This is a genomic window from Deltaproteobacteria bacterium (assembly GCA_019308995.1).
Taxonomy (GTDB): Bacteria; Desulfobacterota; Desulfarculia; order Adiutricales; family JAFDHD01; genus JAFDHD01.
In genome coordinates, this window is record JAFDHD010000139.1 from 1 (window position 1) to 7442 (window position 7442).

Sequence of the window (7442 nt, forward strand, 5' to 3'; positions counted from 1 at the left end):
ATAATCCTTGATTTGATAATCAACCGGATAACCTCCCAGGACGGGAGAGCGCCAGTTTTCCGTAAGTGACATCTGATTAAAGGTCAAGGAATATACCGCACCGCTGCTCACGCCGCGCAAGCTGGGCACAATATTGGATATGGCCGACCTTGTACTCCGGGCGATGATTATTTCCTGATGGCCGTCGTCATCCGAATCCGCAGTCAGAATTCGCGGCGGGATGTAATAATAAATCTTGTCTATGGCCCGCTTTATATCGGTGTCTCCCGAAACCGGTTTCAAATATACAACCGACCCGCCGAATTGCTCCTCGCCTTCCCATAAGGCCCGCCCGGTACGAGTCATAATGTGAAGGTATTCACTCTCATCAATGACGGCCAGGCTTTCCTTTTCCTGACCCGAAAAGCGAAGAAGGCCGAAATTAAGGATATTGACCTTTCGGCGTGGCAGGTTCAAGGCTTCCTGCGGCACATAATTTCGGCCCTGCCAGATCATCCTGTAAATCATGCCGTAAAATAATCTCCCTGACGCACCTTCCTGGCCGATAAGTATCGGGCCGGAAGGCAGATTGAGGACCCGAAAATACCACGGCGACTCCTTGAGAATGGGCACCAGGCGGCCGTTGACATATTCGAGCACATAAGATTGGGTCTCATTGTGAATGCGATTGTTGACAAAGATCTCGGCCCGACCGTTGCCATTAACATCAGCTACGTCCAGCGTGATAAAATGATCATTTTTATAGCCTTCGAAAACGGCCAGCCTTCTAAAGCGTCCCTCTTCAAATCGGGCCACAAAGACCTTATTCAGTGAGGAATAAACAATTTCATTCCTGTTATCGCCGTCAACATCCCCGACATCTAAGCCCGTGACCGTGACTGGCAAAGAAGGACTCCTCCAGAAGCCTTTTCCACCGGGGAATGCCGTGGTGGTCCTGAAGATGCCCTGGTCTTTTGAGCGGGTTAACAGAGATTCAGGATGGCGGCGAGAAAGCGGGGGGGGTTCCTTTTTTGCAGTATAAACCGGCTGAGCTGTCCGCTCAAATATTTTATCGTTAATATCCTCGACAAAGGCATTAACCTTAGGGATGATGCCATCAAGATTCTTGGATTGAGTGTGAATAGCCAGGCCCGGCTTTTTTTCGAGCTGGCTGATAATCTTGGCGTCCAGGCTGATACTCTGGCCGACTACAGTTAAAGAACCATAGAGCACGTAATTAGCCCCTGTTTTGAGCCCCAGTTCCCGGGCGATTTGTTCGTTGATTCTACCTTGGACCTGCTCAAAGGCCTGCCGAGCTACGATCCTCTCCAGGATTACAATCCTGCCTTCCCAGGTAAGGCGGGAGCCAATCATGTCCAGAATCCCTTCCTGAATATAAGTCAGGTCCTGGGCGGCATTGATCTTGAAAGGCAGTACCAGGATCTTCAGGGGTCGGTCGGCTGTCAGCCCTGCCTCAGGCGAGGCAAGCGCCGTACAGGCCACCAGCAGAATAATGATGGAAACTCTTGCAAAAATTGTCATCCCTTTCACCTTACGTATGTATGGCAGTCAGCCCTGTTTGTAAAATCATCAAATTTGTCCTGCATTTATACATTTCTGTGCTAACCTGTCAAGGTGTCCTTGTCAGGATGAGCTGACTGGGCCGGAGAAAAAAACATTTTCATGCCGGTGCAGACCGTTTGGGCCGCTTTTTCAACTGCGGCCGAAATAAACAAGAAGCAAGCCCAGGGCCATGGCCATGAACCCAAAGATGCGAAGAGCGGCTTCCGGGGCTTCCAGAAGCTGGCGAAACCAGGATTTAATCTTGTGAGGAAAAGCAAAATAAGGCAAGCCTTCGATAACCAGGACAAGACCCAAAACACAGAGTAGATATTTAAGGTCCATGCAATTAGCCTCGTACGTTGCGGTATGAACCTTCGTCATCATTCGTTAATTGTCAGGCAATGTCAAGCCTCCCTCTTTTCCTTGAACGAAAGGCTTGATCTTTATTAAGGAATTGGGATAATTTTAAATACTAACTGTTTATTTTCAGACCCGCGAGGAGGGGGATGAGTCTGAGTTTTAATATCGCCCGGATCAACCTGGAATCCGTGGCTTACAATCTGGACCAGGTCAGGAAGGCGGCGGGCCCGGGCGTGCGGATCATGGGCGTGGTCAAGGCCGATGCTTATGGCCATGGCCTTCTGCCAGTGGCTAAATGTCTGGTGCAGTCCGGTGTGGATGCCTTGGGCGTGATGGACCTTCATGAGGCGCTCACCCTCCGTGATAATGGTCTGGACCTGCCTGTCTTTATTCTGGCCGGGTTCGAGGCCGGTCACTCGGAAGAGATCGTGAGGAGGGGGCTGACCCCCTTTGTCTATGATTTAGGCCTGGCCTATGAACTAAACCAGGCGGCCCGGAAACACGGCCGGAAGGTCCAGATTCACCTCAAGCTTGACACGGGCATGAACCGTCTCGGCGCTCCTTTGGGCGAGGCTGAAAAATTTTTAGAAGCGATTCGAGACCTTGAACACCTTGAAGTCATGGGTTTGGCCTCCCATTTTTCAGAGGCGGACCTTAAGGAGAGCGAGTTCACTTTTCAGCAGTTGGAACAATTTGGCCGGATCATAAAGACCGCCCTCAGGATGGGGTATCGCCTCAGCGCCAACAATATAGCCAACAGTGCTGCCGTCTTGAGCCTGCCGCAGTCCTTTTATGACCTGATTCGTCCGGGGTTGGTGCTTTATGGAGCCGCGCCGGCGGAGCATCTGGCCCGAGAGGTTGATCTCAGACCGGTGATGACTTTTATCAGTCAGGTCATCCAGGTAAAACGGATCGGGCCGGGCTCTCCTGTGAGCTATGGCCGCACATGGGCGGCCGAGCGCAAGACCGTCCTGGCTACCATTCCCGTGGGTTACGCCCACGGTTACGGCCGAGGGCTTTCCAACGGCGGCTACGTTTTGATTCGGGGAAGGCAGGCCCCGGTGCGCGGTGTTGTCTGCATGAACCTAACCATGGTTGACGTGACAGATATCCCCGGCGTCGAGGTCGGAGACGAGGTCGTCCTGCTTGGGACTCAAGACGGTGAAATTATCTCGGCTCCAAGCCTGGCCAGGATGCTGGGCACGATCTCTTATGAAATATTTTGCACCATCGGCGGCCTCAATCACCGCCAGTATGTGTACCAAGCAAGCGATGAAGGAGAGATATCTTGACTGAAGAAAAAACCATCTGCGCGGTCTGTGCCTGGCGCAAAGACTGCCTGAAGAGATACAAATATGAGTCCTCGATCAAGCTTCGCTGCCCGGACTTCACCAGGGACGTGACCATACCTAAAAAAGAGAAAGAAAATCCATGAAGCGCATTTTGACCGAAACTATCAGGGCGGCCGTAGCCCAGGCCCGCGCCAGCGGAGAGCTGTCCAGCCAGGAGGAGCTGGTCGGTTTAACCATTGAGGTGCCGCGGCTAGCCAGTCACGGCGACTGGGCGACCAATGCGGCCATGATCATGGCTGACATGGAGAAGAGGCCGCCCCGGGAACTGGCCGAGACCATTATAAAATACATCGAAGATGAGCATGGATACCTGAACCGAATCGAGATCGCCGGGCCTGGATTCATCAACTTTGCCTTGTCAGAGAAATGGTGGCGTCATGTCCTGAGGGAAATTCATCGGTTAGGCGCAGATTACGGCCGGCTTGACATGGGCCGGGGTCAGAGGGTTTTAATCGAGTTCGTTTCAACCAACCCCACCGGCCCCTTGCACGTGGGTCACGGCCGGGGAGCGGCCGTGGGGGACGCCCTGGCCCGCGTTCTTTCCATGGCCGGATATGAGGTCAGCCGGGAATATTACGTCAATGACACCGGCAACCAGGCGCGGACTTTAGGCCGGTCCGTCCTGTACCGCTACCTGGAACTATTCGGTCGGGAGGTTAATTTTACAGACGACCTTTATCAAGGCGGTTACATCCGGGGCCTGGCAGCTGAGATGAAGCACAGGCATCAAGACCGCTTCCTGGATCTGCCAGAAGAGGAGGCCGTGGAAGCGATCTACTCCTGGGCTGTCGAGCGTATCCTGGAAGGCATCAAGCAAGACCTGGCCTCTTTTAATGTTTTTTTTGATCATTATTTTTCCGAGAAAAGCCTGGTGGAGCAAGGCAAGGTGGATCAGACCCTGGAGGAGTTAAAGGCTCGGGGTCATATTTATGAAAAGGACGGGGCGATCTGGTTCAGGTCCACCAGCTTTGGCGACGACAAGGACCGGCCGGTGATTAAAAGTAACGGTGAAACCACCTATATTACTCCGGACCTGGTTTACCACCGTGACAAGTACCTCCGGGGATATGACCGCATGATTGACGTCCTGGGCGCGGACCATCACGGATATGTGCCTCGGCTGATGGCCGGGGTCGAGGCCATGGGATTTGATCGGTCCAGGCTGAATGTGCTTCTGGTTCAGATGGTCAACTGGCTCCGAGGCGGAACCCCGGTGTCCATGTCCACCCGGGCCGGGGAATATGTCACGGTGCGAGAGGTTCTGGACGAGATCGGGTCGGATGCGGCTAGATTCATTTTCCTGACCAGACGCCCGGAAAGCCGGCTGGACTTCGACCTGGAGGTGGCCAAAAACCAGTCTAACGAAAATCCGGTTTATTATGTCCAGTATGCTCATGCCCGTATCGCCAGTGTATTCAGGACGGCTCTAAAAGAGGGGCTGGAGCTGCCTGGGCCTGAAGAGGCCGACCTTTCTCTTTTGACTCAGGAGGAAGAACTGACCCTGACCAAACACCTGGCAGCCTTTCCCGACCTGATTGAAGGCGCGGTCGTGAACCTGGAACCCCACCGCTTGACCCATTACCTGACAGACCTGGCCGGGTTATTTCACCCTTACTACAACCGCCATCGCTTTATCAGCCATGATCTTGAACTGTCCCGGGCTCGCCTCCTTCTGGCCAAATGTACGCAGCAGGTTGTGGCCAGCGGGTTAGAGCTGCTGGGCGTCAACGCCCCGGAGAGCATGTGAAAGAGGAAGATCACTCAGCAGGCAGTCAAATGCGCCCCTCGCCCGGGGGGGATGAGCCGAGTGCGAAGCATCGCCTTTCAACTTCAGCCCAGGAAAAAAAACCGTTAAAAAAGAGGCTTGGGACCGAACCTCCCTCTAAACAACTGGTCCTGTCCCGCCGCTCGACTATTCTCTGGGGTCTGTTTCTATGTGTTTTCATGGTCTGGATCTTTACCCTCGGCGTCCTGGTCGGTCGGGGCTTCATGTTTCAGAACGAGAAGTTAAAAAAACTGGAGGAACGCATGGGTCAGCTTGCCACCGGGGATGTGCCCGCGGTCACCGTGGAGGAAGGTTCCAAAGAAAGCGCCGCATCTCAACCCGCACTCACTTTTTACAAGTCACTGGTGGAAGGAAGATTTAAAACTGACCTCGAAACGATAAAAAAAAGAAAACCCGCCTCACCTCCGGTTCAACCACAAATGAGGTCCTCGAACAGGGCTATCTCCAAAGCTTCTCCTGGCCCTTCCCCTAAAAAAGCATCAGCCAGGGCTTCTTCCCCGCCACCTGAACCGACTGTCAAGCCTGAGGTGCAGACCGTGCCTCAGGGGATCTCCCAGGCCCTTCCACCGGAACGTGATCGCGGAGAGAACTTCACCATCCAGGTAGCAGCCGTCGGGGACCTGGATCAGGCCAGGAAATTCGTCAACCAGCTCAGGGAAAAGGGTTACCCCGCTTATTTTTACCATGTCCAGCATCAGACCCGGCTTTATTTCCGCATCCGCGTCGGTCATTATAAGGACCGGGCCGAGGCTGAAGCCGTGCTGGCCAGGCTGAGAGAGTTCGGTCGGCAGGATATGTTTATTTCCCGGCTGGTTGACTAGAGAATACTAAAAACATTTTGTGTTCAATACGAGATGAAAAAGTAAAGCCGTAAAAAAAAGGAAAGCCATGAATAACAAACCGAATATCATCCTTCTGATTACCCATGACACCGGAGAGCACATTTCACCATATGGAATCACGACAGTAGATACTCCAAACTGTGAACGGTTGGCCAGGGAGGCGGTGCTTTTTGAAAACAGCTTTTGCACTGCACCCCAGTGCAGCCCCAGCCGCGCCTCCCTGGTGACCGGGCGTTTCCCTCACACCAATGGAGTAATGGGGCTTAGCCACGCCGATCTGGCCTGGGCCTTCCATGAAGATGAAAAACCGGCGGCCAAGTTGCTGGCCTCGGCTGGCTATGACACGTGGCTGCTCGGAATGCAGCATGAAACGCGCGACCCAAACACCTTGGGGTTTGACGTGGTTGACCTCGGTTTCAGTATCCTCGATCTCCCCGAGCACATGGAACCGCTGCTCATCGGCCGCGACAGAACAAAACCACTTTACTGTCAGATCGGCTGCTTTGAAACGCACCAACCGTGGGACTGGGAGGGTACCAGGCCGGATTCCTCCAAAGGAATTACCGTGCCGCCATATTTACCCGATACAGAGGAGATTCGCCAGGAGCTTGCCAAGTTTCAAGGCAACGTCAAACGTTTCGATCAGGGGCTTGGACAACTGCTCGACCTTCTGGAAAAACACGGTTTTGTGGATAATACAATCCTGATGGTCACAACGGATCACGGTGTCTCAGTTCCTTTAGCCAAGGCCACTCTGTACGATCCTGGCATTAAGACGATGCTGTTTATGCGCTATCCCAAGGGCGGCTGGCCGGCCGGTCTGAGGTTGAGTGAGATGATCAGTAACGTGGATATACTTCCAACCTTACTAGAGGCCTGCCAGATTGACGTTCCCGACAATATCCATGGCCGCAGTTTTCTGGGGTTATTGACCGGCCGCGACTACGAGCCGAACAGGTATATCTTTTCTGAAAAAACATTCCATACGCGTTATGATCCCATGCGTTCGATCAGGACAAACAGGTTTAAATATATTCAATATTTTGAAAAGTCCAGCTTGATCGAGATACCCGCGGCCTGCGTTACCTGGAAAGGTGTCAGGATCATGCGTCGTCATTGGTGTGAGCTTTTTGACCTGGAAAAAGATCCAAACGAGACAAAGAATCTCGCTCAAGACCCTGAATACGAAGCCACTTTAGTTGAGCTGCGGCAGCGTCTGGCCAGGTGGATGAAGGAAACGAACGACCCGCTTCTGGACGGACCAGTGGCCAGCCCTTTCTACTATCGGTCTATGCAGAGGCTGAAGGATGCCCTGTAAAGCAACGTCCCCCTTGCGTTCATTGCCAGGGTCTAAAAAAAATACGTCACGAATCAATCCCGAATGAATGGGATAGTAAAACACCTGCACTAAAAAAATAGGAGGGAGCTTTGATTACTCGCCTTTTGTACCGGAAGTTCACCCCGATCAAATTGAATAAAGCTAATAATAACGGGTAATTAGTGCCGAAATGGCCTGATAATTGTAGGCATGTAATAAATGATTACATCACACAATAAGCT

The 7442-nt window shown here is 52.8% G+C and carries 7 protein-coding genes; 5 read left to right on the top strand and 2 right to left on the bottom strand.

Features of this window, described 5'->3' with window-relative positions:
• A partial coding sequence (locus JRI95_15435) for a VCBS repeat-containing protein (protein MBW2062934.1) occupies positions 1 to 1521 on the bottom strand: 1521 nt, incomplete at its 3' end.
• A gap of 171 nt (positions 1522 to 1692) precedes the next feature.
• Complete coding sequence (locus JRI95_15440; protein ID MBW2062935.1) at positions 1693 to 1884, bottom strand: DUF2065 domain-containing protein; 192 nt, start codon at positions 1882 to 1884, stop codon at positions 1693 to 1695.
• Between the two features lie 164 nt (positions 1885 to 2048).
• Here JRI95_15440 and alr point away from each other — a divergent pair, with 164 nt between their 5' ends.
• The 5 genes from alr (at position 2049) to JRI95_15465 (ending at position 7200) form a co-directional block, all read left to right on the top strand.
• Positions 2049 to 3194 (top strand): alanine racemase, encoded by a 1146-nt coding sequence (gene alr / locus JRI95_15445; protein ID MBW2062936.1) that lies wholly within the window; start codon positions 2049 to 2051, stop codon positions 3192 to 3194.
• Positions 3191 to 3337 (top strand): hypothetical protein, encoded by a 147-nt coding sequence (locus JRI95_15450; GenBank protein ID MBW2062937.1) that lies wholly within the window; start codon positions 3191 to 3193, stop codon positions 3335 to 3337. The genes alr and JRI95_15450 overlap by 4 nt, the downstream gene beginning before the upstream one ends.
• Positions 3334 to 5001: an arginine--tRNA ligase gene (locus JRI95_15455; GenBank protein ID MBW2062938.1), complete on the top strand. Its 1668-nt coding sequence runs from the start codon at positions 3334 to 3336 to the stop codon at positions 4999 to 5001. The genes JRI95_15450 and JRI95_15455 overlap by 4 nt, the downstream gene beginning before the upstream one ends.
• Complete coding sequence (locus JRI95_15460; GenBank protein MBW2062939.1) at positions 4998 to 5861, top strand: SPOR domain-containing protein; 864 nt, start codon at positions 4998 to 5000, stop codon at positions 5859 to 5861. Before JRI95_15455 ends, JRI95_15460 begins: the two co-directional genes overlap by 4 nt.
• Before the next feature lie 67 nt (positions 5862 to 5928).
• Positions 5929 to 7200, top strand: coding sequence for a sulfatase (locus JRI95_15465; GenBank protein ID MBW2062940.1), 1272 nt, complete (start codon positions 5929 to 5931; stop codon positions 7198 to 7200).
• Positions 7201 to 7442: the final 242 nt, after the last annotated feature.